The organism is Psychroserpens ponticola, from assembly GCF_023556315.2.
GTDB classification, from domain to species: domain Bacteria; phylum Bacteroidota; class Bacteroidia; order Flavobacteriales; family Flavobacteriaceae; genus Psychroserpens; species Psychroserpens ponticola.
Map to the genome: position 1 here is coordinate 2,453,042 of NZ_CP116221.1, position 26,868 is coordinate 2,479,909.

Here is a 26,868-nt window from a genome sequence, read left to right on the forward strand (position 1 = left end):
AATATTTTATATGTAATTGAAGTCCAATTCATAAAATTTTATGCATTTCATCGGTTTTATATGCATTTTGCAGATGTTTTATTAAAATATATGATATATTTGCTGTAAGATTAAACCCAAATCTACCTAAATTCTAAACCGATGAGAAAAATTACATTTCTATATGTATTACTACTACTTATGTTTTTTAGTGTACATTCTCAAACGACCAATTTACAAAAAGCTCAAAAATACATTGAATTAAAAGGAGAAGTCTGTTTAGTTTTTACTGCTCATACAGAAGCACAAGTTGAAGAAATTTCTCAATTTCTTTCAGTAGGACATAAAGTTAACAGAGAAACACTTGAGATTGAAGCCTATGCCAACGCTGAATCATTTCAACAATTTTTAAGTTATGGATTAACATATACGGTTAATCAAAATGATAATGAATTTAGCACTAGTGACAATTATGATGTTTTAGCTTGGGATACAAGTTGGGATGAATTTCCAACGTATAATCAATATGTTGCCAAAATGAATTATTTCGCAACAACTTACCCAACGCTTTGTACTTTGCAATCTATTGGATCAACTCCTCAAGGAAGAGAGCTTCTAGTATTAAAAATCTCAGATAATGCAGCTGTTGATGAAGCTGAACCAGAATTTATGTACACCTCATCAATGCATGGAGATGAATTGACTGGCTACCCATTAATGATTCGACTTATTGATTATTTACTTTCAAATTATGGAAGTGATACAGAAGTAAACAATCTTATAAATTCAACTGAAATTTACATCAATCCATTAGCAAATCCTGATGGAACTTATAGAAATTACAGCAACAATCAACCAATAACAAACCCAATAAGAGCGAATAGTGCTGGTCAAGATTTAAATAGAAATTATCCAGATAATGCAGCAGGATTACATGATAATGGAGCAACTTATCAACCAGAAACAAAAGCATTTATGGCTTTTGAAGCTTCTAGAGACTTTGTGCTTTCTGCTAACTTTCACGGTGGTACAGAAGTAATTAATTATCCGTATGACAATACAACTTCAAAACATGTTGATCACGATTTTTATGAGCACATCTCCAACGAATATGCTATAAATTGTCAAAATGATAGTCCAAATAATTATTACAATGGCATATCTGGAAGAAATGCAGGTGGTAATAATCATCCAAATTATATGACTGTAGAGTATGATTCTCCAGAAAACCCATCAAGCCCTGGAGTAACACAAGGATCAATTTGGTATCAAGTCTATGGAGGTCGTCAAGATTATATGAACTTTTACAGGCATACAAAAGAAATCACTATTGAACTATCGTTTGTAAAATTTGTTAATGGATCTGCATTACCAGATTTATGGACATTTAATAAACAAGCTTTTTTAGATTATATCAAGCAAGCTAACTATGGATTTCAAGGAATTGTTTCAGATGAATCTGGAAATCCAGTCGTTGCTGAAATCTCGATAGCAGGACATGATGCTTTAAATTCTTATGTATTCTCAAATGAAGATCATGGAGATTATTACAGATTAATCAAAGGAGGAAACTATAATGTAACTTATAAATCTCCTGGTTATGTAACACAAACTATTAACGTAAATGTTACAGATAATACTAAAACGATACAAAATGTAACTATGGTCGCATCTACACCTTTAGTAAATGCCAATAATGCAACAATTAACACAAATGAAAGCGCTTCTTTATCTGCCACTGGATCTGGTACAATTAACTGGTACCAAAATATTGATGATGAAACTCCAATAGCAACAGGAAATAGTTACAACACTCCTAATTTAACAACAACGACTTCCTATTTTGTTGAAGATTTAATAACAAAAGGAAATGTAGGATCTACAAATCACTCTGCTAATGGAAGTCTATTCGAAGGTGGATCTACAGATCGCTATTTAATTTTTGATTCGACTGAATCTGTACTATTAAAAGAAGTCACCATAAATGCTGGACAAGCTGGTGAAATGGAAGTTCAATTGCAAGATGAATCAGGTAATATGTTAGATTCAAGAATTATTATAGTTGAATCCGCAGGTTTACAACAAATTGAATTAAATTTTATGATTCCTGCTGAAAATAATTTAAGGTTAACAAGTACCGAAATGTCGTCAGGATTTACACTATTTAGAAATAACTCTGGAACAGGAAACAATTACCCATATACTAATGGCTCTATTACTATAAAAGGAAACAATATTAATGATCTAGATTACTACTATTTCTTCTACGATTGGAATCTTGAGGATCTTAAAAGTGCAAGAAAGGAAGTTGTAGTTACAGTTGAAGACACTCTTGGTATTAAAGAAAATGCTCTTGAAAACGTGAGTGTTTACCCTAACCCATTCAGTAACTCAATTACAATTAAACTACCTTATCAATCCACAAACTCAAATATTAATATTCAATTGTATGATATAAGTGGTCGTACAATACTTAATTTAACTAACATTAATTTTAGGAATGGACACTTCAGATTAGAAAACACACAAAATATATCTAAAGGTTCGTATTTCTTGAAAATCTCTGATAATGAAACCAATAACTCTATCATAAAACAATTAATTAAACAATAAAATACACCAGCAGTAATGTAAAAAAAAGCTGAAATATTATATTTCAGCTTTTTTTTTACATTACTGAAAATCAAATAATTAAAAAACATAAATGCATTTCATCGAATTTATTTGCATTTCATGGAGTAACAATATATATTTGTACTATAAATTTAATTAGTCCCAAACTAAATTTAACCGCTTATGAAATTTTTTACACTTTCGCTAAGAGCGTATGCAATAATTTGTTGTGTACTTCTATTTTCAAAATTTGCTTTATCACAAACTCCAGATTATAAAGTTCAACATCTAGAAGATAATATTGCAAGGTCTGGTGGAAGCAACACAAGCTTCACTCCAGTTTCTTCGCTAAATAATGCTGTTGAATTAGCTAACAACAACAGAAAATCAAATGCAGGACAAAGTGGTTCTGCGGCTAATTTAGATGGTGACGACTTGGCTGGAGCAAGGCAATTAACAAATACAGGCACACTTACTTACTATAGAGAAGGTAGTTCATTAAATTCAAATATGAGATTCAATACCTCATTATGGGAATATATTGGTGCTCCAGGAGGAAATAATGAAATGATTGTAAGAGGAAGATATGCTGTTAACTTAAATGGAACTAATAATAGTATTACTCAAGCTCTATCTGGTATTTCAAATGCGAATGATTGTATTCCTTTTATAACAGGAATAATGAATGATACTACAAATGATGATGCTGATTCTGGTACAGCTATAGCATATTTAGAAAACGCAACAACATTAAGAGTACGTAAAGGATCTAATGACAATGATGTTACTGTATATATAACTGTTGTTGAATTTACTGGGAGCAACTGGACTGTACTTCATGGTGATTCTGGGAATAGTTCAAATGATACTGGAACATTTACTATTAATAACAATTCAGATGGTACTGGAACAGTGACGAATGTAAGTTCTTGGAATGATGCCATTATATTTTCACATCATATTGGAGATACAGGAGCAAGTGGAGACAATGATGCGATTGCTGATAATTGGCCAGTAATGGAACCTGGAAGCTCAAACAACACTGTAGATTGGACCTTTAATGGAAATCATGATTCTGCAGGAACAAATAGACATTTTGTACATGTGCTTACCAACTCAGGGCTAAATGTAACACGATTCCAAAATACAAGTAATTCTGCTAATGAAACTACAATTAATATTACTAGTGCTGGGTTATCTGATGTAAACCAGGCATTAATTGTGGGAAGTTCAATATCTTCTGGTGGAGGTTCTGCATATGGGAGAGGTTGGAGAAATTATTACTTTAACTCAGCCACGCAAGCTGCTCATTGGGCTCATAGATCTGGTAACACAATGGCTCATGAAATTCAAATCGTTGATTTATCCGGATTAAATACAATTATTGCAGGTCCAGAAATTAATATTACTGGAAATTCAAATACTATTAATGATGGAGATACCACTCCAACACTAACAGATGATACCGATTTTGGAAATGTAAATGCATCTGCAGGAAACCATGTTAACACCTTTACAATACAAAATATAGGAACAACTTCTTTATCTGTTAATACAACAATTAATATATCTGGCACTCATGCCTCAGACTTTACTGTTACTGCAACTCCGTCTGCTTCGGTAGCAGCATCTGGCACTACAACTTTTGACATCACCTTTAATCCTAGTGCTGTAGGTTTACGCACAGCATCAGTAAGTATTATAAATGGTGATAGTGATGAAAACCCTTACAACTTTGATATTGAAGGTACAGGTACAGTACTAACTTATTGTACATCTTCAGGAACAAATTCTGATAGTTATACTGATAATATTAGATTTGTAGATTTTAATACAATTAATAATTCATCACCAAATGCTGATATTGGTTATTCAGATTATACAGGTATTTCTACAACAATAACTCAAGGTTCTACATATGATTTAACTGTTAATGTTAATACCACTGGTGGCTATACTTATCATGTTACTGCTTGGATAGACTGGAATCAAAATGGAGACTTTACTGATGGTGGTGAATCTTATGATCTAGGGTCTGCTTATAATACAGCTAATGGACCTCCAACTGGTTCTCCTTTATCAATTACAGTACCAGGAACATCAACTTTAGGTACAACGCGAATGCGTATAACTACAAAATGGGCTTCAGATGCAACGAGTTGTGAAACTGGTTTTGATGGTGAAGTTGAAGACTATACTCTTGAAATAATTACAGCAACACCTGCTCCAGAAATTAATATTCAAGGAAATGCAACAACAATAGCTGATGGAGATACCACTCCAAACTTTAGTGATGACACCGATTTTGGAAATATTGATGTTGCAGCTGGAACTAAGGTTAATACATTTACCATTGAAAATACAGGAACTTCATCTTTGTCTGTAGGAACGATTAACATTTCTGGCACAAATGCATCAGACTTTACAGTTACTTCCAGCCCATCTGCTTCAGTGGCGGCATATGGTAGTACAACTTTTGATATCACTTTCAATCCTAGTGCTATTGGTCTTAGAACAGCATCAGTAAGTATTATAAATGATGATAGTGATGAAAACCCTTATAGCTTTGATATCGAAGGAACTGGCACAGTTACTACCTACTCTAATGTAACTGTTTCCGTAGATTGGCCAAGTTATGCCAATGAAAACACTGTGGAGATTTATTCGCCTAGCGGAACACTTATAAACACTATTAATTCTGGTGGAGCTAGTCCTTTTGACACAATACTAAACCTTGGTTGTTTAGAAGATTTAACTAATTATTACATCATCATGTATGATTCGTGGGATGATGGATGGCAAGGTCCAGACAACATCACAGTAACCGCTGGTGGTACAGAAGTTATCAACCAAGATGGAGACTCAGCTACTTCTGGAGGTGTAACAGTATATTTTGATGTCTCTGGTGGAGGGAGTAACGAAATAGAAATTACAGGAAATGGAAACACAATAAACGATGGAGATATAACTCCAATTGTTACTGATGATACTGATTTCGGAAACGTAAACGTTTCAGGTGGTACTGACGCAAATACTTTTACAATCAATAATGTTGGATGTTCAGACTTAAATTTAACCGGTTCTTCTCCATATATTACAATTGCAGGTACGCATGCAGCAGATTTTACAATTACAACGATTCCTTCTGCATTAATCACAAGTGGAAATAGTACAACTTTTGAAATCACTTTTAATCCAAGTGCTATCGGCTTAAGAACAGCTTCAATTAGTATCGCTAATGATGATAGTGACGAAAACCCATATAACTTTAACATTCATGGAAATGGATTTACTCCAGGTCCAGAAATAAACATTACAGGTAATAGCAATTCTATTAATGATGGTGACACTACTCCTAGCCTTACGGATGACACAGATTTTGGAAATGTAGCTATCGCTGCAGGTACTAACGTTAATACATTTACGATACAAAATACAGGAACAGCATCGTTATCTGTTGGAACAATTACAATTTCTGGCGCAAACGCTGCAGACTTTACTGTGACTTCTAGCCCATCATCTTCTGTTGCTGCTTCTGGTAGTACATCATTCGATATTACATTTAACCCAAGCGCTATAGGTATAAAGACTGCATCTGTTAGTATAGTAAATGATGATAGCGATGAAAACCCTTATAACTTTGATATTCAAGGTACAGGTACTGTTCCTGCTTTTTCAAACGTAAGTGTTTCGGTTAATTGGCCATCATATGCATATGAAAATAGAGTTGAAATTTACACGCCTACTGGTACACTTATTAATTCCATAGGCTATGGAGGAACTGCATCACATAGTGAAACAATCAACCTTGGTTGTTTAGAAGATTTAAACAATTATTACTTCATCATGTATGATACTTGGAATGATGGTTGGCAAGGTGCTGATAACATAACCATTACATCTGGAGGCTCCATTGTTATTAACCAAGATGGAAATTCAGCAACTACAGGAGGTGTAACAACTTACTTTGATGTTTCTGGTGGTGGTGGTGATAATGAAATTGAAATTACTGGTAACGGTACAACTATTTCAGATGGTGATACAACACCATCTATCTTTGATAATTCAGATTTTGGAAATGTTGATGTCGCTTCTGGAACTAATGCAAATACATTTACCATAAATAATTTTGGATGTAGTGATTTAAATTTAACGGCAGCTTCACCATATATCACAATATCTGGTGCGAATGCAGCCGATTTTTCAATCACCTCTATTCCTTCATCTTTGGTGTCTAGTGGAAATAGTACCACTTTTGAGATCACTTTTAATCCTAGTGCTATCGGTTTAAGAACTGCTTCTGTAACTATCGCAAATGATGATAGTGATGAAAATCCTTATAACTTCAACATTCATGGAAATGGTGCTTCTGCCACGTATTCTAATGTAACTGTTTCTGTAAGTTGGCCATCATATGCCTATGAAAATAGAGTGGAAATCTATACACCTAGTGGAGTGCTTATTGACTCTTATGGTTATGTTGCTCCATTTTCAGATGCAACTTTACTTGATCTTGGCTGTTTAGAGGATTTAAACAATTATTACTTCATCATGTATGATAATGCAAATGATGGTTGGGATGGAACTGACAATATTACCATTACAGCTGGAGGATCTACAGTAATAAATCAAGATGGAGATTCAGCTACTTCAGGAGGTGTAACAACCTATTTTAATGTCTCTGGTGGAGGTGGTGGCAATGAAATTGAAATCACTGGTAACGGAATAACTATTACAGATGGTGATACAACTCCAGCTACCCTTGATGACACAGATTTTGGTAGTATTGATATTACTGCAGGAACTAATGCTCATACATTTACAATAAATAACATTGGTTGTATTGGCTTAAATTTAACTGCAGCTTCTCCTTATATTACGATATCTGGTGCGCATGCAGGTGATTTTTCAATCACTAACATTCCTTCTCCTTCAATTGCTAGCGGAAATAGTACAACTTTCGAAATCACTTTCAATCCTAGTGCAATTGGCTTAAGAACAGCTTCTTTAAGTATTGCTAATGATGATAGTGACGAAAACCCATATAACTTTAACATTCAAGGAACAGGATTTACTGCTGCTCCTGAAATCAATATAACAGGAAACGGTAACACAATTAATGATGGAGATATATTTCCATCAACGACAGATGATACAGAATTTCCTGCCGTATCTGTAACTGGAGCAACACATACAAAAACATATACAATTGAAAATACTGGTGCTGCAACTTTGAATATAGGAACAATAACAATCAGTGGACTTCATGCAGGAGATTTCTCTGTAACTGCTAGCCCTTCATCATCTGTAGCCGCTTTTGGTTCAACTACTTTTAATATTACTTTTGACCCAAGTGTTGTTGGACTCAGAACAGCAAATATTATTGTTGCAAACAACGATAGTGATGAAAGCACTTATTATTTTAGCATTCAAGGTTATGGTATTACACCTGGAGCGTGTACAGTAACAGTATCTTCTTTTCCGTATGAAGAAAGTTTTGAATCTGGTTTTGGTCTTTGGACACAAGGTGTAAATGCCATTGATGATGATTTTAACTGGTCAAGAACTACGAGTTCCACTCCTTCAGGATCAACTGGTCCAAATGCTGCTCCAGATGGTAACTATTATAGCTTTACTGAAGCAAATGGGAATAATAATAGTACAACATTATTAAATAGCCCTTGCTTTGATTTAACTAGCGCTAGCAATCCAAAATTTACATTTTCATACCATATGTATGGCAGTGGAATGGGAGACTTATTCGTTGAACTTAGTACTGATAATGGAATAAATTATCCTAATATCTTATACACTAATTCAGGTGAAATACACGCAAATTCTAATTCCTCATTTACTCCAATAAGTATAGACTTAAGCAGCTATATAGGGCAAACTGTTAGAATAAGATTTAGAGGTGAGGTTGCTGGATCTAACTCCAGTGATATGGCTATCGATTTGTTAACTTTAGAAGACAAACCTACACCAACAGTAGCACCAGGTGGTGTAACTGCTGACTTAGGCTTATGGCTTAAAACTGATGTTGGGCTTAGTTATACTAGTGGACAAGATGTTACTGATTGGGTAGATCAAGGTCTTGGTAGTGACGCTAAAGTAAATCACTCAAACCAAGCTCCGACATACTATGATAACACTTCTAAAAATGTGAATTTTAATCCAGTAATTGAATTTGACAATTCATACACTGCATTAAACATTGATAGTGATTATTCACATGATAGTACTAATACTGAATTTTTATCTGGTGACTATGGTTTTTACACACAAGAAGTTTTTATTGTATTAATTCCAGACAATACACCTATTAATACTTCCTTTGGTTTTATGGATGTATTTTGTAGTGATTCCCAATTAGAAGTTCAGGCTACAGATGCCACAGGAATTGGTTTTGGTAATTATACAGGTAGAGTAAATAACGAAATTATTTGTTACGCACATGATTCTTATGACAATTCATATGGTGATGGCTACGCTGTTGCCGAAATAGGTACAGGATCAAGTTACAATAATGTAGGTATAATTAATACAAGGAATAATCCTGCCGTAACACAACAAGAATTATTTTATAACGCTAATGATATAGGAACAACTCAAAATGATATTGCTGAGTTTATGAATACCAACGATTCTCGATGGTGGCTTGGACGTTCTGAAGGTTGGGAAGCTTCTTTAAATGCAAGAGTTGCTGAGGTTATTACCTATTCAACTAGAAAAGATGACGCAAACTTAACTCAAGAACGAAATAGAATCCAATCTTATTTAGGTATTAAATATGGGATTACTTTAGGTGTAAATGGCACATCGCAAGATTATGTTAACAGTGACGGAACCGTAATTTGGGATCAATCAGCAGATTCTGGAAATTACAATTATGATATTGCTGGTATAGGTAGAGATGATGCCTCTGGATTAAATCAAAAACAATCTAGAAGTGTTAATAATGCTTTAGACGGTGGATTTCGTAGCGAAGGTGTTCTTACTATGGGACTATCTGATATATACACAACAAATAACATAAACAAAGCTTCTAATCCAACAGAGCTTGGAGATAAAGAATTTTTAGTTTGGGGAAATAATGGTGCAGATTTAGATTTAGCTGCTTCAGTAATTTCTGTAAACATGAGTGCTGGAATTTCACCTGCACTTAGCACAGATGTATCCTTTACTGCAATGCGACGTATCTGGAAAGTCGAAGAAAATGGTGGCGATGTTCCAACAATGAAAGTAAGAATTCCTCAAAACGCTATCAGAAATATTACTCCACCTGGTAACTTTTATATGTTCATTTCAAGTACAGGTGTATTTGATCCAACTGCCGATTACAGAGTAATGACAGATGATGGAAATGGAAATCTTGAGACAGAATACGATTTTGATAATACAAAGTATATCACTTTTGGATATGCTCCTCAGGTTATCGTTGAACGTTCAATTTATTTTGATGGCGTAGTTGACTATGTTGACATGGAAGATGCTTTAGATTTAAATCCTGATGAATTTACTATTTCAGCTTGGATAAAAAGGGATGCCACAGATACTGGATCAAAATCAATTTTGTCTAAAAGAAATACAGCGTTTACTCAAGGTTATGATTTTAAAGTATTAGGCAACAACAGACTTCAAATTTATTGGAAAAATGGAAGTAATCAGTATTTAAATTCTACAACTTTAATTCCTAATGAAGAGTGGCATCATGTAGCCGCAACTTATGATGGTACAACTGTTAGTTTATATATTGATGGCGTACTAGAAACATCTGCTGCGAGAACACCTCCTGTTGCCACTGATGAATCTTTTTATATCGCTGCTGGTGGTAAAGGAACTCCTACACAACACTTCAAAGGAAACATCGATGAAGTAAGAGTTTGGGATAAATTACTTTCTCAAGAACAGTTAAGATTTATCATGAATCAAGAAATTGAAGATAATTCATCTATAGTTGCTGGTAAAGTTTTACCAAATTCAATAAGTAAAAATGATGTAGAAACAATTCCTTGGAACGATTTAGCAGGTTATTATCCAATGTCTGTATACACGTATACAAATACAGAAGACGCCTCCGGAAATAGTAATCAAGGTGCATTAAGAAATTTAAATACAGTTGATCGACAAACTGCTCCATTGCCTTATGAGTCTACTCAAAATGGTGACTGGGACCTTCAAAGTACTTGGGCTAACGGAAGCGTTCAAACTATTCCAGGAACAACTTCAATTGTTGATAGTAATCAGACTGTAGATTGGAATATTATAAGGACCAATCACAATATTACTATTAATGATGACTCTGATTTACCTGCTAGTAAAAATGGAAATAGAACTGTTTTAGGATTAATGGTAGATAGTAACGAGTTAGAAGTTAGTGGTGTTACCGATGCCACAACAAATTCAGGTTATGGTTTAACAGTATCTCACTTTTTAGACTTAACAGGTACTATTGATCTTGAAGGAGAATCTCAATTAATACAAACTGCAGATAGTGATTTAGTAGTTGCTAGTTCAGGACGATTAGAACGGGATCAACAAGGTACAGCCGATACATTTACATATAACTATTGGTCTTCTCCTGTTGGTCAAACAGATATGGAAACTAATGAATTTAGATATAACCTAACAAATGTTATGCAAAATGTTGGTTTTCAAACTACAGGTTATAATGGTACAACTTCTCCATTGAGAATTGCAGATTACTGGGTATGGACATTTTCTAACTTAGCTGATGGCGATTACTCTGCATGGCAACAAACAAGAAGTACTGGCGCTATTTTAGCTGGTGAAGGATTTACAATGAAAGGCCCAGGATCTGGCGCACTAACTGATGATCAAAACTATATCTTTAGAGGTAAACCAAATAATGGTCATATCGATTTAACAATAAACGCTGGTAATAATTATCTAGTTGGTAATCCTTATGCTTCAGCTATAGATGCTGTAGAATTTATAAATGACAACTTAGGTGTGACAACTGGTACGCTGTACTTCTGGGAACATTGGGGCGGAGGAAATCATGTCTTACAAGACTACCAAGGTGGTTATGCATTAATGAACTTATCTGGAGGTACACCTTCAGTAACACTTGGTCAACCAGTATCTGGCATTAGTAACACTGGTACAGCGAGAAAAACTCCAGGTAGATATATACCTGTAAGTCAAGGTTTCTTTGTGGTTGCAGATGCAGGAGGACAAATCAAATTTGAAAATGATCAACGTCAATTCCAAAAAGAAGATGGAACATTAAACGGAAACTCTGTTTTTGTTAGAAATAGTGAAGCTACAGCAAGTGCTTATCAAACGGAGTCTACTAGTGGAGATCCTAGAATGAAATTTAGAATCGGTGTTTACACTGTTAATACAATTCAACGTCAATTATTATTAACTATTGATCCAAATGCTACTACAGCTGTAGACTTAGGATATGATGGTATTCTAAATGAAGTTCAAATGGATGATATGTTCTGGATGATTGATGGAGATAAATATATTATTCAGGGTAGTAATGATGTCGAAATTGATACAACGTATCCATTAGGTATTAAAACGGATTCCGAAGGTATAAATACAATTAGTATCAACAGTCTTGAGAACGTACCTGATAGTTTAGACATTTTCATCCATGATATCGAAAATAACATCTATCATAACTTAAGAGATAGTGATTACGAAATCTTCCTTAATGCAGGTGAGTATTTAGATCGTTTTGAAGTAACATTTAGAGATGCAGAAGATACTTTAGAAATTGAGGACAACGAATTAAGCTCATTAGAAGTATACTACTCTAATGACATTGAAAGCCTAGTATTATTAAACCCTAATTTCAAACATGTGAAGTCTATCGAACTATTCAACATTGTTGGACAATCGATTCACACTATAAAAGATATTTCAGAACTGGACTATTCTGAATATGAAGTTAAGAATTTAAGTTCTGGAACTTATATTGTAAAAATTAATACTGGAAGCGGTTCAGTATCCAAGAAAGTTCTTGTAAAATAATAGACCCAAATCTACCTTAAACTTAACTTATGTAAAAAGCCTCAAAGAAATTTGAGGCTTTTACTTTTACAATAAGTTGATTGGTATTTTTACTGTTGTATGGCTTTCAACATGTCATCAAATGAAAGGGATTCTTGATCCCCTGTTTTCATATTCTTTAACGTGAAGGTATTCGAATTTATTTCAGACTCACCTAAAAGCACAACAAAAGGGATATTACGTTTATTCGCATAATTAAATTGCTTAATCGTTTTCTTATTATCTGGAAATAATTCAGTGCTTATACCATGTTCACGAAGTTTCTTTATAGCTTTCATGCTCGCTAAAGCTTCAGCATCACCAAAATTAATAAACAACACATTTACTGTATTGGTAACTGTTTCAGGAAACAAACCTAAATCTTCAAGCACTAAAGCGATTCGGTCCAAACCAAAACTAATGCCTACACCACTCATATCTTTCAATCCGAAGATTCCTGTTAAATCATCATAACGACCTCCTCCTCCAATCGATCCCATTTTAACCCCTTCTGGAGCAGACACTTCAAAAATTGCTCCAGTGTAATAGTTTAATCCACGTGCTAAGGTCACATCAAGTTGAAGTTTCGCTGTTTTTAAGCCAAGTGATTCAATGCCTTGATTTATAAATTCTAATTCTTCAATCCCTTTTTTACCTTCTTCGGAAGTATTTAAAATCGATTTCAATTCTGAAACCTGAGCTCCAAAATCTCCTGTTAAACTAAATAAAGGCTGTAATTTATCAATTCCTGACTGCGGAATTCCTTTCTGAATCATTTCAGCTTTTACCTTCTCCTCTCCTATTTTATCAAGCTTATCTAAAGCCACTGTAAAATCGATAAGTTTATCTTGTGCTCCAATAACTTCAGCAATTCCAGATAAAATTTTACGGTTATTGATTTTTATTGTTACACCATTCAAGCCTAAAGCCGAAAACACGGCATCATACAATTGAACAAATTCTACTTCTTGCCAAAGTGAATTACTCCCAACTACATCTGCATCACATTGATAAAATTCTCTAAATCGACCTTTTTGTGGTCGATCTGCTCTCCAAACGGGCTGAATTTGATAGCGTTTAAACGGAAAATCTATCTCATTTTGGTGTTGTACAACATATCTCGCAAAGGGAACAGTTAAATCGTAACGAAGGGCTTTTTCTGAGATATTTGAAGTAATTTTTATTGAATCTTTAGAATCATAAAGTTCGGTATCAACTTTACTTAAATAATCACCACTATTCAGAATCTTAAAAATCAAGCGATCACCTTCTTCTCCATATTTCCCCATTAAGGTGCTTGAATTTTCAAAACTTGGTGTTTCGATAGGTTGAAATCCGAAAACCTCAAACTGACTTCTAATCGTATTAAAAATATAATTACGTTTTGAAACTTCTTCAGGATTAAAATCTCTCGTGCCTTTTGGTATGCTTGGTTTTTGTGCCATTTTAGTATTTAATATAGTCCAGTAGAAAAATTGATATAATCTATTGTCACATTGAGCGCAATCGAAATGTTTCAAAATAAAACGTCTCAAGTTCTCGACTGCGCTCGAAATGACAGTTATCTAAATTTTTCGAGCAAACTATAATTAGTTATAGTATATATCAAAAAAAACAAAAAATGCTTGTCCTTTTTGAATCACAAAAATATTATAATTTTTATAGGCATTCGAAAGTTATTTGATTTTTATAGTAACTTTATAGATGTTTTGTAGTCTTACATTAAAACGCAACCAACTTTTATAGTTTTCTATGTTTTCATTAGTTAGAGAGAATATCCGAATTGCTTTTGATTCTATCAAGAGTCAATTACTTCGTACAATCCTTACCATTTTAATCATAGCTATTGGTATTACGGCCTTAGTTGGGATTTTGAGCGCTGTTTCTGCACTTGAAAATACAATCTCTAGTGATTTTTCATCAATGGGAGCCAATACTTTTAACATTCAGCGTTATGAGTTTAACACACAGCGACAAGGCGAAAAACAAAAAGTTAATCCTGTAATTAGCTATAGAGATGTAAAAGCATTTGAGGAAAAATATGCCTTTCCGTTCACAAAAACATCTATATCATTTGTAGGTACTCGTACAGCTGAAGTTAAACACGATAATGAAAAAACAGATCCTGAAGTTCAGATTTTAGGCGTTAATGAAAATTACATCACCAACTCTGGTTTGGAAGTAGAATTAGGAAGAGAAATCAATTACTTTGATGTACAAAACAGTAATAGCGTCTGTGTTATTGGTAGTGATCTTAGAAAAGCACTATTAAATGATGTGAATCCAATTAATAAAACCATAAGTGTTAGAGGTTCAAAATTTAAAGTCATAGGTGTCTTAAAAGAAAAAGGTTCAACCTTTGGGAACAATCAGGATCTTAGAGTAATTATGCCTTTGCAAAAAGCACGTACTATTTTCACAAACCCAAACATCAATTACAGCTTAAGTGTAAAAACTGATAAAAAAGACATGTTAGAAGGTGCACAAGATGATGCCATTTTGCTCTTCAGAAATGTTAGAGGATTAAACCCTATTGAAGAAAACAACTTTGGATTGGAACGAAGTGATGACTTAATTAATCGTATTGGTTCTATAACCGGAGTTTTAGAAACTGCAGCTTGGATTATTAGTATCATTACAATTTTTGGATCAACAATCGCACTTTTAAATATGATGCTAGTATCTGTAACCGAGAGAACTAGAGAGATTGGCGTAAGGAAAGCTTTAGGCGCTAAGCGGAGTACAATAGCGTTTCAATTTTTTATAGAAACGATCATTATCGGTCAGTTAGGTGGCCTTTTAGGAATCATATTTGGGATACTTCTTGGCTTCGGATTTGCAGCCATTGTGGACTTTAAATTCGTGATCCCATGGTCAGCCATGATTGCAGCCACCATTATTACGTTTATAGTTGCTGTTATTTCAGGTTCTTATCCAGCTAATAAAGCAGCAAAACTTGATCCAATTGAGTCATTACGTTACGAGTAAACTAAATCTCTAAACTTATTTACTTACTAAATTTTCAAAATATTGATAAAGTTCGCCTTTAGTGATGCTTGCTCCTTCTTGTATAAGTTTAAACTTATCTTGATTTTCACTTTCTGAATAGTCTTTTTTAGCTGTAAAGAATTCTATGTCATCAGACATCAAATTATCTCTAAACCAATCATAGCCTTCATTAGTTGTAATGTCTATATCTGTAGCTTTAATTTTGAGTGCAATTAATCGCATCTGCTTATCTGTACAATGAAACAAATGCATTTGTTGAGGAGAAATATGTTCTAGAAACTCAACTTTAGACAATACACCTTCCCAAATGATATCACTAAAGACATCAAGCTCCTCTTCAGCTACTTCAGGCTTATTGGCTTTTATACCTGTCCATTCTTCAGCAGTAATCGATTGTGTTGCCAAAAAGTTGATGAATTCTTGATGCAACTCTTCAAATTGTTCTTTTGTAAGTCTTGAATATTTCATTTATATCCTTTTTAAAACATAAAATTGAAAAAGCCTCAACATGAAGTTGAGGCTTTTAATATAATGTATTTGAGTCTTAAGCTTCAGCTACAACTTCAAATGGTAAATCTACAGATACTTCTCTGTGTAATCTAATCACAGCATCGTACTTTCCTAAACGTTTTACAGATCCACCAGCAACAGAGATGAATTTTTTGTCAATCTCATGACCAGCTTTTTGTAAAGCATTTGCTATATCAATATTGTTCACAGATCCAAATAATTTATCTCCTGATCCAACTTTAGAAGCAATTTTAATTTCTAATGCTTTAAGTCCTTCAGCAGTTTGATTAGCTGCATCAACAATACTCTTCTCTTTAAAAGCTCTTTGCTTTAAAGTTTCTGCTAATACTTTCTTAGCAGAAGGCGTAGCCATTACGGCTTGACCTTGAGGAATTAAAAAATTTCTACCATAACCGTTCTTAACCGTTACAACATCGTCTTTAAATCCTAAATTTTCAACGTCTTGTTTTAATATAAGTTCCATTGTTATTGGTATTTTATTTTAATAAATCTACTACGTATGGCATTAAAGCCAAATGACGAGCTCTTTTTACTGCAACAGATACTTTTCTTTGGTATTTTAAAGAAGTTCCTGTTAAACGTCTTGGCAACAATTTACCTTGCTCGTTAACAAAACCAAGTAACCAATCTGCATCTTTGTAATCAACATATTTGATACCAGATTTCTTGAAACGGCAATACTTTTTAGTTTTGCTTGTGTCTATATTTAATGGAGTAAGATATCTAATCTCTCCATCTTTTTTTCCTTTAGCTTGTTGTTCAATTGAAGACATAATTACGCTTTTTGTTTATCTCTGATTCTTCTCTTCTCTGCCCAAGCAATCGCATGCTTGTCTAATTTTACTGTCAAGTAACGCATAAAACGCTCATCACGTCTAAACTCTACTTCTAATGGATTTATTACTTCTCCATCAACAGTGTATTCAAATAAGTGATAAAAACCACTTTTTTTGTTTTGGATTGCATAGGCTAATTTTTTTAAGCCCCAATCTTCTTTGGCTACCATCTTCGCTCCTCTAGAAACAAGAAAATCTTCATATTTCTGTACTGTTTCCTTTATCTGATCGTCAGATAAAACGGGATTTAAGATGAAAACAGTTTCATAATGATTCATAAAAATATTTTTTATTGTGTTAAAAATGAGTGCAAAAATAACTATTATTTCTGTTTCTGGCAACGTTTTTGCATATAAAATTTTATAGAAATTAACTATGTTAAAGAAATGTTAAAACAAACACTTTACCGATGTTTTTTGGTTTTTATCCGAATTTTTTGTAACATTGTCGATATCTTAACCTAAAATATAATAATGTTATGACTTTAAACTGTGTAGTAGTTGATGATTCTGCGATTCAACGATTATCGATTGTAAAGTTAATTGAGAATCATTCCTCACTTAACCTTATTGCAGAATACAGCAGCGCGCTAGAGACCAAGAACGGGCTTAATACTCATAAGGTAGATTTAATCTTCCTAGATATTGAGATGCCAGTACTTAACGGTTTTGAATTGCTCGATGTACTCAACAACAAACCCCAAATTATTTTCGTTACAGGTAAAACTGAATACGCATTTAAAGCTTTTAATTATGACGCAACGGATTATTTACAGAAACCTATAACTAGGGAGCGTTTTAATACATCTGTAGAAAAAGCCTTAGAGCAACATAAACTTAAGCTTGATTTTAATGAAACTGATGGTGAACACATTTTTGTGAAAAGTAACCTGAAAAAACGTAAAGTTTACATCAAAGATATTAAATGGATTGAAGCTCTTGGTGACTATGTAAAATTAGTTACTGAAGAAAATAGCTTGGTCGTTTTATCTACAATGAAAGCTTTTGAACATGAATTACCTGAGGGTAAATTCTTAAGAATCCATAAATCGTACATTGTCAACCTTGACAAAGTAGATCGATTTAATAGCAAAAATGTTGAAGTTGGCGCTTATGAGATTCCATTAAGTAGAAACAAGAAAACCCAACTTGTCGACGCTTTAAACAATATTTAAAAGGCACAATAAGACTCTTTAGTTGAAGATATAACATTAATAATTATCGACATTTAAAATTACTCTTACTGCCCTAAAATCTTTAATACTTAAGAAGCTGTTATTTATTTTAATAATAGCTTCTTTCGTTTTTCCTAAAGATTGCTTTTGAGGAATTTTCACTAGGATATGCTTCAAATACTGATTACGAATCCTAGCTACTGGAGGAAATTCAGGCCCTAAAACATGTTTACCAAAGACTGTTCTTAATGATTTTGCATACCAGTCTGCTCCAATATTCACTTTTTGATAATCCTTATGCTTTAAAGTAATTTTTATCATTCTGTAAATTGGAGGATATTTATACGTATGCCTTTCATCCATTTGCTCATCAAACATTTGCTTGAAATTATTTGTAGAGACCTGTTGTAGAATACGATGAAACGGATTATACGTTTGAATCAATACCTTACCACGCTCTTTAGTTCGACCAGCTCTTCCTGAAACTTGAGCCATCAATTGATAACTGCGTTCGTGTGCTCTAAAATCCGGAAAATTAAGCATATTATCAGCATTCATAATACCAACCAACTTTACATTTCTGAAATCTAAACCTTTGGTTAGCATTTGTGTACCAACTAAAATATCGATTTCCTGCTGTTCTAAGGCTGTAATAATTTTTTCATAGCCATATTTACCTCGAGTCGTATCTAAATCCATACGAGCTACATTATGATCCGGAAACAACAACTTAGCCTCCTGCTCTACTTGCTCTGTTCCAAAGCCTTTAGAATCGAGTTCTACACTTCTACAAGCTTCACAGTTTTTGTGCATCGCAGAATTATAACCACAATAGTGACATCGTAACTGATTTCTATATTGATGAAACGTTAAACTCACATCACAGTTAGGACATTGAGGCGAATGACCACAAGTATTACACTCTACAATTGGTGAAAAACCTCGTCTATTTTGAAACAAAATAATTTGATGTCCATCCTTTAAAGTCTCTTGCATTTCTAAAATAAGGCGATCACTAAAATGACCAGTCATTCGTTTACGTTTGTGCTTGTCTTTAATATCTACAAGTTCAATATCTGGCATTAAGACATTATTGTATCTGTGTTTGAGCTCTACCAATCCATATTTCCCTTGCTGCGCATTGAAATAACTTTCTAAACTTGGTGTTGCAGAACCTAATAAGGTTTTAGCCTCAAACAAACTCGCCAAAACTATTGATGCATCTCTAGCATGATATCTAGGCGCTGGATCAAATTGTTTATATGACGACTCATGTTCTTCATCAACAATCACTAATCCTAAATTTTGAAAGGGCAACAATACTGAAGAACGTGCACCTAAAACGATTTGAGCTTTATGCGAATTATTAAGCACATTGTTCCAAACCTCAACACGTTCATGAGATGAATATTTACTATGAAACACAGCTACTTTCTCACCGAAATAATTCTGAAGACGCTCTACCAATTGTGTTGTCAACGCAATTTCAGGCAACAAATACAACACTTGTTTTCCGTTAGATAATTGTGATTCAATTAGTTTCACGTAAAGTTCAGTTTTTCCTGAAGACGTCACACCATGTAAAAGTGTAATATTCTGATTTTCAAATGACTGAGCCACCTCATTTAAAGCTAATTCCTGGTGTTCATTTAAGCGCTTAGACGCTTCATTATCGTCTCCTTCATATTGAACACGATCGGTTTGAATATGATATTCCTCTAATATTTCCTTATTAATTAAAGTCTTAATAATTGCTGAAGATGATCCACTCTCTTCAATCAATTCTGAAACTTTTACTGGCTTTTTAGTTTGTGCGGAAACTGAAAATAAAGTCATAATCACATCACGCTGTTTAGGTGCTCGACTTAACGATTCCATCAATTCTTGTAAAGCTTTTTCGGACGTATGAGCAGTAGCTATTTTGACATATCTAACCAACTTAGGTTTATACTTTTCATAAATCTCTTCCTGAACATTGATGACTTCCTTTTCTAAAAGTCGTTTGATGACAGGAAGTACATTTTTCTTATCTAAAATCGACATTAAATCTTGAATCTTTAAAGACGATTGATGATGCAAAGCTTCATAAATAATAAATTCGTCATCTTTTAAATCTTCATCATTAATTTGAACCTTGCTGTTTTTACTTATGACCGTTTCACTTTCCAAAATAAAAGCGCTTGGCAACGCAGCACGCATAACCTCACCTACTGTACACATGTAATATTTTGAAATCCATTGCCAATGTTTCAGCTGAACAGAAGTTACCAAAGGCATATCATCTAGAATTTGATGAATCTGTTTGGCTTCATAAACTAAAGGTGCATTTTGATGAATGCTTTCAACGAGTCCTGTATAAATCTTACTCTTTCCGAAGGGAATAGACACACGCATACCAGGCTTTAGAAAGTCAGCTTCAGCTTGCGTAATCGCATACGTAAAGCTTTGTTCTAAAGGAATTGGCAATATGACGTTGATGAAGTAGTTCACACATCAAAGGTACTATGTTTGCATAAAAAAACCATCTCAAATTGAGATGGTTTTTGTACTTAAATGATTATTCTATTGTCTTGGTGAAAATTCATCCGAATCATATATTAAACGACCTGTATTATTTTCAATATAAACACTTTCAGGATCTCCATTATCATCTAACATTAATGCTGCTAGTTTAAAATCTTCAATCCCATCTTCAGTCATTCGGCCAGAAATAGCAATAGCAGTATCTGCGCTATAAGTACCAATTGTACCCGTATTTTTAAGATACACTGAAAATGCATTTCCATCACCAGAAACAAAAGAGCCAAAACCAACATCTGTTTGATTTCCTCCCATTCCATTAAAATCTATAGTTAATGATCCATTATCTTGATTAGAAAACTCTGACGTATAATCAGCAAAAGATTGCCCAACAAAATCAGATGGCACAGTAGAAGCTTCTAAAATAAAAGGACTTGAAAAGTAAACACCTTCTATATTTGGAGGATTATCACCTGTATTTATAATAAAACCTAAATCTAATAATGCATCAACGAGTTCTGGTGTAAAGAATTCTTCAACAGACTCTAAAGATCCATCAAATTGATTTGCGATTTCTGCGGCATCATCGTCACCACTACAAGAAAATAGCATGGTAATCATTGCAAAAAATAAAATTGTTTTTTTCATGATTGGTATAATTTAAATGGTTAATATTAAAATAGTATGTGTTCTTTATTGGTAATTAACATTAAAATAGCCATTAGAAACTGTTTTTGATTCAGACTCATCATCTGACACAGCAGTAAAACTAAATTTCCCAGAAATAATTTTATTATCTCTATCTAAGGATATTATTTTTAAATAGATCTCATTATTTTCATCTGCAGATCCACCAAAAGAATTTCCTCCACTTAAGCTTGCTCTAGAATAAATAGACTCAAGGATGTAATCTTCATTCCCTCCATTTAATTCAAATCCAGCCCCAAAACCAACTGGAGCATCCGAGGTTAATTCAATAAGCAGTACTATAATCTTTCCATTGTTTGTAACGAAATCTGTTATAACAGAAAATGCCAAACTATTCGGACTCTCTATAAGAACACTAGCTACACTTACACCTGTATTCTGGCTAGCTCTAGAATCATAATTGTTTCCAGATTCAGTAAAACTGATATAATAATCTGAGTCATCTAACATTTGACCATCGTCACTAGAATCATCATTACCTCCACAACTAATTAATAAAAAAGAAATGCAAAAAAGACAAATAATATTTTTCATGGTTGGTTGGTTTATTTTATGATTAATTAATAATCAAAAATTGTTTTAATCTTTAGTTGCTATGGCAAACAAGTTTAGTATTTCTCTAGCATTCTCAATATTAGAAGCCTCAATAATAATTTTATTTCCATAACTTTTTATTTCACCATCTTCATACGTTTTTACAATTTTTTCAAAATATTTGGTACTCATTTCAACAGTAACATTTTTTCCTGAGGTTTTCATTTCGATACTCTTAGTATTAATGTCTTTAATTCCAAATTCAAATACTTGCTCTTCACTTTTTTTAGCATTAGCAAACACCTTTGTAAACTTTATCGTTTTAGCCTCATCATCAATAATTTCAATTGATTGGTCATAATTATCATCGTTTATTTTTACGACACCTATTGCTTCAGAAAGCGCATCTAAACATTGTTTTTCAGATAAACCAGAATACGTTTTTGTCTGTGTTTTACATTCTTTTATAATTGTCTGTATCGCTTCTCTTGCAATCATTGCTTCTTCTATAGAATTCACATACAGTTTTATCTCATTTTTATAATTCTGTAATTCTCCATTTTGAGTGTATTTCATATACTTGCTTTTTTGGTTTGTAAAAAACTCTACAAACAGCAAATCTTGTTGTGAATTATACTCTATATTATCGCTATTAATATCAATAAAGTTAAAGGTATACACATTATCATCTATATCTTTACTCGTTGCGATTTTCTGATTAAAATCAGTTACACACTCATTTTTGATTGTTTGCGTTATGGCTTTATCTGTCGTAGAAATATTAGCCATGACTTTATTTAAATAGTCAATCGCATTCGTTTTAGTTGCAATATTAGGTTTGTTATCTGAAAACGCTTTTTCTGCTAATGGAATAATAGCCTTAAGCACTTTATAAATGTCTTTTCCATTTTCGACACTAGATGCATAAAACTCCAAACTATTCGTGAAGTTTCCTTGAACGTTATTATCAAATGTTTTAATACTTTTTATGTTTCTCCTATTCTCAACTTCGATATAGAACTCATCGCTACGTATTTTAAAATTGATACTATTTGGATTTAGAACTGCAAAATTGAACTCATAACTCATAACTTCCATCTTGCTTTTTACACTTTCAGTTGTTTCTAATTTAGCATGTCCATTTTGTTTACCATCATTTGAAAGTTTCTGAGAGTATTGTTTTTTAAGATAATCAACTTCTGAAACATTATCCATTAACCATTGTAGATGTTCGCTGTAAGTGGTTAGAGATAGTTTATTCTTTTCTATCGTTTCATTTAAAGGAATTATATTTTTAATTGAATCTACAATATCTCTACCATTATCGATGTCTTTTGCATAAAAAAACAGTTCGTCAACATAGCTTACTTTATCGCCTCCATCTTCAATTTTTTTGATCAGTTTTTGCTTTCCTTTTATTAATAATTGAACTAGAATCACATCTTTTTTAGTAATGGTTCTTACTGTATTGATATCTACATCAGAAAAACTAAATTCATAATTAATTCCTTCTGATTCGCCTTTGGTATCTATCTCTGTAATTGTAGCTATAGCATAACCTGAAGAGATATCTTTTAGTTCTTGACTAAACTGAGCCTTTGAAGCTTCAACAGACTCAAGTTTTGAAGATATGTCGTTAATACTTTCTTTAAAATCCTGAGAATTAACGCAAACAGGCAATACAAAAATTAAGGCAAGCGTTAGAAATTTAAAGTTTTTTAATTTAATAATCATTCGTTGTGTTTTAAAAATTAGTTGTTGTTAATAATCACCAGTTATAGTTTCAATTTTAGGACTATTAAGGTTAAAAATCTTTTGCTTTAAAGAAAAGGCAATTCAAAAAAAAGACCTATTAATAGCTAAACAAATGTACATCAAAACATTAAATGAATAATACCTAATAGCAGGTATAATTATCTCGAATACATAAAGCAACAAAAAGTAAGTAAATTCAGCAATAATTTACGACAAACGGTCATAATATTAGCCTAAACAAATATAAAAACAAGTACTTATATCATTAATTATCAGGTATATCATTTATTCTTACCCAATATTGAGTTTTGTAAAAGAATGCCACATACCCTCTAACTTGAAGCTGATTAGGATCATCTTCATCAAGCTTTAGTCTACAAGTATACACTTTACCATCTTCAGGATTTGTAATGGTTCCGTTTTTAAACGCATCACCTTTTGCCTCCATATCTTTAATGATAACCAAACCTAAAATGGGCTTATTATAATCATCTCCATCACAAAATTTACATGGCAAATCACGTTTAGACTTATCAAATATTTCGATAATCTTTCCGAAGACTTTTCCATTTTTCTTATAAATTTCAACAATTGATTTTTCAATACCTGTTTGATCATCAATAGTTTTCCATTGTCCCAAAATATCTTGAGCATGTAATGAAAAAGTCATTCCGAAGCCAAGTATTAAAAAAAAGAGTTTACGCATATTTCCTATGTTTTCTTAGTGTGGTTAATGAAACATTCAGCTCAAAACCTAATAACAAAATATTGGCATTAAGCCATAAATAAAACATTAGTATCAACAACGCTCCAATAGAACCATATAGTTTATTGTACTGGCCAAAACTTTCAATATAAATACCAAATAAATATGATGTTAAAATAATTAATAGCGTGGTAAACAGTGCTCCAATAGAGAAAAACTTAAACTTTTTTCCTTCTTTAGTTCCAAAATAATACAAGGTTGCCGTAGCTAAATACACCATAATTATAAAGAATAAATATTGTGACAACACCAATAACAATCCGCTATTTTCATTTTCAACATGCGCCAATTCAACAATGTTTTCTACCACATAAATATTAAAAAAACCAAGTACTGCAACGGTTAAAATTAACAATACAGCTAGAATTAAAGCAACGCCTAATGCAAAGATGTATTGTTTAAAAATATTTCGCGTAAGTTGTTGGTGATAAGAACTTTCAAAACCAGAGAACACAGCATTTACTCCGTTTGCCATTAGCAAAATAGACACCAAGAATACAGATGAAATAAGTCCACCTCCTTTTATGTTTTCAAAAATACTTTCATGAAAAAACTCTGTGGTGGTAGGTGGTAAAAATGATTGCAAAAAATTTAAAAACTCGGTTTCAAAACCATCAATAGGAATATACGGAATTACGATAATCACAAATAGCAAAAATGGAAATAACGCCATAAAAAAACTATAAGCGATAGCACTTGCTCTTGTACTCAAAGTTCCTTTCACAATACCAATAATATAAAGCTCCAATAAATCGTATAACGACAAACCCTCCAACACTTTTAGCTTAATGCTCTTGAAGAATTTTACGAGTAGATTAACTACTGGAATTTTCTCTAATTTATCTTCAATAGGTCTAGACATGTAAGGAATTTGATAATATTTTATTCAAGCCACAAACTAATTTTAGCACTTGTAAAAGTAGAAAACTTATACCTACAAATTTAAGAAAAGTATAAAAACTTACAATGAGTTATGCCTTGCTTCCATCGAAAACAATTATCTTAGCCAACTTATAGTTTTATACTATTTACCATTTGAAATTACTGTAAAAGAAAACAACACAACCAATGTCAATATCATCCTTAAATGCCATTTCTCCAATAGATGGTCGTTACAGAAACAAAGTAAATAACCTTGCTCCTTATTTTTCTGAAGAAGCGCTAATAAAATATCGTGTTTTAGTCGAAATTGAATATTTCATTGCGCTCTGCGAATTGAGGCTGCCTCAACTTTCAGATATAGACGCGTCAGTTTTTGAAGATTTAAGAGCGATTTATACTGGTTTCACTTCTGAAAACGCACAAGCTATAAAAGACATTGAAGCCATTACCAATCATGATGTAAAAGCGGTTGAATACTTTATAAAAGAACAATTTGACACTTTAAACCTTTCAAAATACAAGGAGTTTATTCATTTTGGATTAACGTCTCAGGACATCAACAATACCGCAATTCCGTTAAGTATAAAAGATGCCATGAATGACGTTTATGTGCCTGAATATTTTGAAGTTTTAAAGAAACTGAAAGACATTGCTATTGAATGGAAAGACATTCCTATGTTAGCAAGAACTCATGGACAACCCGCTTCTCCTACGCGATTAGGCAAAGAGATTCAGGTATTTGTTGTGCGTTTAGAAGAACAGTTTAATTTATTGAATGATGTACCAAGTGCTGCGAAATTTGGAGGAGCTACAGGAAATTTCAATGCGCACAAAGTGGCTTATCCTGATGTAGATTGGAAAGCTTTTGGAGCACAATTCGTTCAAGAAAAATTAGGCTTACAGCATTCGTTTCCAACAACACAAATTGAGCATTACGATCATATGGCTGCTTTATTTGATGGTTTAAAACGGATCAATACCATTATTGTTGATTTAGATCGTGACATTTGGACGTATGTTTCGATGGAATACTTTAAACAAAAAATTAAAAAAGGTGAAGTTGGAAGTAGTGCAATGCCACACAAAGTAAATCCGATAGATTTTGAAAACTCTGAAGGAAATTTAGGTATTGCCAATGCTATTTTTGAACACTTATCTGCAAAACTTCCTATATCAAGATTACAACGTGATTTAACAGACAGTACAGTTTTGCGTAATGTTGGTGTTCCTTTCGGTCATACACTAATTGGTTTTAAATCGACTCTAAAAGGCTTAAACAAGTTATTATTAAACGAATCTAAGTTTGCAGAAGATTTAGAAAACAATTGGGCTGTGGTTGCTGAAGCGATACAAACCATCTTACGTCGTGAAGCATATCCTAACCCTTATGAAGCTTTAAAAGGATTAACGAGAACCAATAAAACCATTAACAAGCAATCCATTTCAAATTTTATTGATACTTTAGAGGTTTCTGAAGCTATTAAATCAGAATTAAAAGCTATTAATCCTAGTAATTATACTGGAATTTAAACCCA

The 26,868-nt window shown here is 33.0% G+C and carries 16 protein-coding genes; 5 read left to right on the forward strand and 11 right to left on the reverse strand.

The window, feature by feature from the left end:
• Positions 1-141: 141 nt before the first annotated feature.
• Both MUN68_RS10970 and MUN68_RS10975 read left to right on the forward strand, forming a co-directional pair.
• On the forward strand, positions 142-2,592 hold the full coding sequence (locus MUN68_RS10970; protein WP_249996250.1) for a M14 family zinc carboxypeptidase: 2,451 nt from the start codon (positions 142-144) through the stop codon (positions 2,590-2,592).
• A 183-nt stretch (positions 2,593-2,775) separates the two neighbouring features.
• Positions 2,776-12,600 carry a choice-of-anchor D domain-containing protein gene (locus tag MUN68_RS10975; protein ID WP_249996249.1) on the forward strand — a complete coding sequence of 3,275 codons (9,825 nt, stop codon included), beginning with the start codon at positions 2,776-2,778 and terminating at the stop codon, positions 12,598-12,600.
• 89 nt (positions 12,601-12,689) lie between these two features.
• On the opposite strand, the gene hisS is transcribed toward MUN68_RS10975, so the two are convergent.
• Positions 12,690-14,063: a histidine--tRNA ligase gene (gene hisS, locus MUN68_RS10980; RefSeq protein WP_249996248.1), complete on the reverse strand. Its 1,374-nt coding sequence runs from the start codon at positions 14,061-14,063 to the stop codon at positions 12,690-12,692.
• A gap of 307 nt (positions 14,064-14,370) precedes the next feature.
• Between hisS and MUN68_RS10985 the strand changes: the two genes are divergently transcribed.
• The gene (locus MUN68_RS10985) at positions 14,371-15,606 is read left to right on the forward strand and encodes an ABC transporter permease (protein WP_249996247.1); all 1,236 of its coding nucleotides are present in this window, start codon (positions 14,371-14,373) and stop codon (positions 15,604-15,606) included.
• A gap of 15 nt (positions 15,607-15,621) precedes the next feature.
• Here the strand turns inward: MUN68_RS10985 and MUN68_RS10990 are convergent, their stop codons facing one another.
• The 4 genes from MUN68_RS10990 to rpsF form a co-directional block, all read right to left on the reverse strand.
• Positions 15,622-16,095 (reverse strand): DUF6495 family protein, encoded by a 474-nt coding sequence (locus tag MUN68_RS10990; RefSeq protein ID WP_249996246.1) that lies wholly within the window; start codon positions 16,093-16,095, stop codon positions 15,622-15,624.
• Positions 16,096-16,171: 76 nt separating this feature from the next.
• Complete coding sequence (rplI, locus tag MUN68_RS10995) at positions 16,172-16,621, reverse strand: 50S ribosomal protein L9 (RefSeq protein WP_249996245.1); 450 nt, start codon at positions 16,619-16,621, stop codon at positions 16,172-16,174.
• 13 nt (positions 16,622-16,634) lie between these two features.
• Positions 16,635-16,931 (reverse strand): 30S ribosomal protein S18, encoded by a 297-nt coding sequence (gene rpsR / locus MUN68_RS11000; RefSeq protein WP_249996244.1) that lies wholly within the window; start codon positions 16,929-16,931, stop codon positions 16,635-16,637.
• A 2-nt stretch (positions 16,932-16,933) separates the two neighbouring features.
• On the reverse strand, positions 16,934-17,272 hold the full coding sequence (gene rpsF / locus MUN68_RS11005; protein ID WP_249996260.1) for a 30S ribosomal protein S6: 339 nt from the start codon (positions 17,270-17,272) through the stop codon (positions 16,934-16,936).
• A 200-nt stretch (positions 17,273-17,472) separates the two neighbouring features.
• Here rpsF and MUN68_RS11010 point away from each other — a divergent pair, with 200 nt between their 5' ends.
• Complete coding sequence (locus MUN68_RS11010; RefSeq protein ID WP_040254020.1) at positions 17,473-18,168, forward strand: LytR/AlgR family response regulator transcription factor; 696 nt, start codon at positions 17,473-17,475, stop codon at positions 18,166-18,168.
• Between the two features lie 36 nt (positions 18,169-18,204).
• On the opposite strand, the gene priA is transcribed toward MUN68_RS11010, so the two are convergent.
• The 6 genes from priA to MUN68_RS11040 all read right to left on the reverse strand — a co-directional run bounded on the left by priA (position 18,205) and on the right by MUN68_RS11040 (position 25,313).
• A complete protein-coding gene (gene priA, locus MUN68_RS11015) occupies positions 18,205-20,658 on the reverse strand; it encodes a replication restart helicase PriA (RefSeq protein WP_249996243.1) in 2,454 nt (817 codons plus the stop codon).
• Between the two features lie 72 nt (positions 20,659-20,730).
• Positions 20,731-21,336, reverse strand: a complete 606-nt coding sequence (locus MUN68_RS11020) for a hypothetical protein (RefSeq protein ID WP_249996242.1) — start codon at positions 21,334-21,336, stop codon at positions 20,731-20,733.
• 45 nt (positions 21,337-21,381) lie between these two features.
• Positions 21,382-21,930 (reverse strand): hypothetical protein, encoded by a 549-nt coding sequence (locus MUN68_RS11025; RefSeq protein ID WP_249996241.1) that lies wholly within the window; start codon positions 21,928-21,930, stop codon positions 21,382-21,384.
• A gap of 45 nt (positions 21,931-21,975) precedes the next feature.
• Positions 21,976-23,664 (reverse strand): hypothetical protein, encoded by a 1,689-nt coding sequence (locus tag MUN68_RS11030; RefSeq protein WP_249996240.1) that lies wholly within the window; start codon positions 23,662-23,664, stop codon positions 21,976-21,978.
• Between the two features lie 286 nt (positions 23,665-23,950).
• Positions 23,951-24,391, reverse strand: coding sequence for a DUF2147 domain-containing protein (locus MUN68_RS11035; protein WP_249996239.1), 441 nt, complete (start codon positions 24,389-24,391; stop codon positions 23,951-23,953).
• Positions 24,384-25,313, reverse strand: a complete 930-nt coding sequence (locus tag MUN68_RS11040) for a YihY/virulence factor BrkB family protein (RefSeq protein WP_249996238.1) — start codon at positions 25,311-25,313, stop codon at positions 24,384-24,386. The genes MUN68_RS11035 and MUN68_RS11040 overlap by 8 nt, the downstream gene beginning before the upstream one ends.
• 206 nt (positions 25,314-25,519) lie before the next feature.
• On the opposite strand from MUN68_RS11040, the gene purB reads away from it, so the two are divergent.
• The gene (gene purB / locus MUN68_RS11045; protein WP_249996237.1) at positions 25,520-26,863 is read left to right on the forward strand and encodes an adenylosuccinate lyase; all 1,344 of its coding nucleotides are present in this window, start codon (positions 25,520-25,522) and stop codon (positions 26,861-26,863) included.
• The last annotated feature ends 5 nt before the right edge of the window (positions 26,864-26,868 follow it).